Here is a 3,862-nt window from a genome sequence, read left to right as displayed (position 1 = left end):
GGTTCGTCTACATAAAGGTACGTAATGCGACATAGAGTTTTCTGTAAGGTATTGGACTTACTGCCTTTTTCTTATATTCATTACCCCCCGCTTTGTCATGTGATTTATTCAGCCTTTTTCGGGGGTAGAATTCCGAGTGTATCTTTGAGCTTTTCTTCTGAAAAATCGTATTCACCTAGCATATTGATATGGGCCCAGGACATCGGCGAATGTGCCGATATCTGCCGCAGTAAATTTTCTTTGGTCTCAGTGTCTGGTGCCTTTTCAACCTGGCGCGCAAGGTACAAATAATTCCAACATATGATGCTATTTTTGATCAAACGATTACAGGCCTCAGCAATTTCCTGCTCTTCCTTTTCTGTCTGGGCGAATTCACGAGGACTTCCGACAGCGACGGCGCGCGTGAATCGATTGGCCAGTTCGACTTTGTTGAGTTGCTTTTCAATGGCTTGTCGTAGCGCTAAATCGTCTACGTAGCGCAGTATAAACAGAGACTTAATGATTTGCCCAAAGGCTTTCATCGTTTGGTAGAGAGCATGCTGACGGGAGTAGGAGTTCAGTCGGCGGAAGATGTCGGACGCTGTGTTCTCCTTGAGCTTGATGGTCGTCACCAAGCGTAAAAAATCATCCCAGTTTTCGACAATAACCGTTTCATTGACCGTTTTATCCGGCCGGATAACCCAGTGTTCCGCACCTTGGGTTCTGGGCTTGAAGCCATAGAGGGCTTGTTGTCCAACCCCTTTGATGCGAGGTGCAAACGAAAAACCCAACATATGGGTAAGGCCAAAGATCGCTTCGGTGTAACCGTGGGTATCTGTGGAATGGATATCACTTTTAACTACATCATTGTGCATCAACCCATCGATTACAAAGGCGCTTTCTCGATCGGCGGCGCTGATCATTAGGGAATGCCAGAGGAAATTACGTTCATCAGCGAAAGTATAAGCACTGACGCCCTGTCCTTGTCCGAAGTATTTGAATGACCGGCTGGCGTACAGGCTGTCGCCACGTACTTCGAATTTTTGCCCATCGCTAGCGGTGTGCAGTTTATCTTGGGTCTGTCTATACAAATTGGGTAATTCCATTGCGTCCATAGCTTTGACGACAGCGTCATTGGCCGCTCTGATATTGTCCAAGGAGAACCGCCAATTCACGGTGTGATCCAACTCATTTTCGGTGACGCTGGACGATATCCGTGCCATTTTTCGAACACCAATCCCACAACCTAATCCCATGATCCCTGCCAAAAGGGCGGGGTGAGATGGAGCTTGCCCCACATGGGTTTGCTGCCAATGTTCAAAGGTTCGCAGCATGCCACAGTGATTATTGACGGTTTCCAAGACCTGCGCGAGTGGTACATCGTGCCGCTGAGGAAAGAGAGCACCCAAGGGATCATCTTCACTGGCATCCATGGCTGGAGTGGCGATGTGGAATGCCCCATCCTTGCGAGGCTTTAAATATGGATTGGTGGCTGCGTTATTGTTGGTCGTCTCATATTGTCTAGATAAAATGCTTTTCATCAGTGCCAACACAGATTTAGGATCAGATAACTCCTCCAAATCGGCTCGCTCTAAAAGGAGGGACCTGTCCTTTTTCCACCTTTCTTTGCCGATCAGGTAGGTATCCATCGGACGATATTTATAAGATTCCTCCACATTCAGGTCGCCAGATTTTATGGCCGTGGTAATAGCTTGGAACAAAAACACCTTGTACAGAGATATCCGGAACGTACCATCGTCACGGATAAGCACAGCCCGTTGTTCTGCATCAAGAAAATCCACAGGTGCTTGAACAGCGGACATCTCTCTATCTGATCTGAAATGATCAACCGCTTTTTGTAAGGGGTTAACACGTGTGGTTGGCATAAAAGATAAAGCACGCAACACAGGGCTGAGACGGTTTTGCAGCTTCAGCGAACGTGTCTCTAAGATGTCGTACCAACTGCTATTGTAGACCGTATCCGCCAACTCACCTTTGAGTTGGTCAAAACCTTCAGTTTTACTGTGAGCCAGAAGCTTTTCAATTGCCTCGATTTTGTTCGTATCCGATAGACTATCCGCCGCCATGACGCTTCGAATATTGCGCAAAACACTAAAAACAGAAACATCTAGGCTGTCAACAATAGATGTGATCTGACGCTGCTGGTTTTTTCGGCTTTGTGCAAGTGTTTCCTGATATTCACGGGCAGCGGTAGATTTGAAAGAAGCCATGATACTGAGCCACAAATCAATCATATTGTCCTGACACCTATAAAACTGGTGCACGATAAAGGCAGTGGCATGCAAGTGTCGATCGGCTTGGCTTCTTTGGTGCAGTTGGAACATCCGGGATTTGAGGACGCTACCCGCAAAATATCGAATACCAGAGGTGCCAAGTTCTAGTTGTGTCAGGGTCCACTCTAACTGGCGATAGAGGTCAGACAAGGTTTCAAAATCAGCCACGGCCTCTTTGATCTTAGTGGGTTTCGTGGACTGTGACAGTTTCTTGAGGAGAGTTAGACGATATCGATTTTGACCTTCCGATGCAGTGAAAAGGCCGTCCAGAAGATTACGGGCATCATCTGGCAAATACAGTTCTATAAGCGAGACCAACTCTGTTTTGCGTTTCTGTAATCCCACCCTGATTAAATCACTCAACCTATAGGCTGATGGAAGTTGTACACGCTGCTGGTTCAGAAAATCTACGCAACGATCAAAGATCAATTTGGGCTTCAGATGCATCCGGGCCATCGTTACTATCTCAGTGACCAATTTTTCGCAGGCTTCATCATCAAAAGTAGTAAAACCATAGAAATCCAAAATAGGTTTCTGGTGACGCTGGCGTGTCCGATCTGGGTACTGGAGGTGCGTTGGGGGCGAATGACCAAGCTGGTTGGCAATATAGGCTATATCACGTTCTAAAAAAACGGCAGCTCCAAAGAATCGCCGTGTAGCACGAAAATATCCGCAACTTACCAAAAAACCGATCTGATGATCTGTATTGCGCATAGTCGTAGCAATTTCTAACAGTGACTTGGGGAAATCAAAGAACTTTTTGCGGTCACGATGATCGAACAAAGGCGGATTGTCGAAAAGTTCGTGTTCATTGGCTGTGAGGATACGCATTCTTGCCATAGATGACCTTAATATCTAATGTCCGAAAAGGAACGATTGCGGACAGGGTTTCAAAGCCTGTCCGAAAATTACCTTGAAATACTATAGGACATAGCTATAGTTACGTACACCCATTTCGTAATTAATTGCCTTATGTCTAGAACCTTTGCTTACGCCCGCGTCTCTACGGTCGACCAGACGCCCGAAAATCAGATCCAAGAAATCAAAGCCGCGGGCTTTTCCATTGAGCCATACCGTATCATCACAGAGGCAATCTCAGGCTCCATGGCTATCGCGCAGAGAGAAGGTTTTTCCAAACTTCTGGATAGAATGGAGAAAGGGGATGTACTTATTGTCACAAAACTTGACCGGCTAGGTCGTAACGCCATCGATGTCAGCACTACAGTTGCAAAGCTTGAAGAAGTAGGTATTCGAGTTCATTGTCTCGCTCTTGGTGGCGTCGATCTCACCAGTTCCGCCGGAAAGATGACAATGAACGTCATCAATGCCGTCGCACAGTTCGAACGTGATCTATTGATCGAACGCACACAATCTGGCCTCGCCCGTGCCAAAGCAGAAGGTAAGCCATTAGGGCGGCCATCTGTTTTATCTGCGGCTCAACAAGAGGAAGTGAAAGAAAGAATAAAAAACGGAGTGGCAATCTCAGCCATCGCACGTGAATTCGAAACCAGCAGACAAACAATCATGCGAGTTAGAGCTCGGCCATAATCCTATGTCGCATTACGTACCTTTATGCAGATGGACCCAAT

The 3,862-nt window shown here is 46.6% G+C and carries 2 protein-coding genes; one reads left to right on the top strand and one right to left on the bottom strand.

What is annotated here, in order from left to right:
* Positions 1–104 precede the first annotated feature (104 nt).
* Positions 105–3,113: a Tn3 family transposase gene (locus SJY39_RS18730; protein ID WP_390240564.1), complete on the bottom strand. Its 3,009-nt coding sequence runs from the start codon at positions 3,111–3,113 to the stop codon at positions 105–107.
* A 132-nt stretch (positions 3,114–3,245) separates the two neighbouring features.
* Here SJY39_RS18730 and SJY39_RS18725 point away from each other — a divergent pair, with 132 nt between their 5' ends.
* Complete coding sequence (locus SJY39_RS18725) at positions 3,246–3,821, top strand: recombinase family protein (protein ID WP_390240562.1); 576 nt, start codon at positions 3,246–3,248, stop codon at positions 3,819–3,821.
* Positions 3,822–3,862 lie beyond the last annotated feature (41 nt).

It is taken from the genome of Vibrio sp. R78045 (assembly GCF_042466085.1).
In the GTDB taxonomy this organism is placed as follows: Bacteria; Pseudomonadota; Gammaproteobacteria; order Enterobacterales; family Vibrionaceae; genus Vibrio; species Vibrio cyclitrophicus.
Note: the sequence above shows the minus strand (reverse complement) of the source record. Positions and strands in the feature narration are given on the sequence as shown.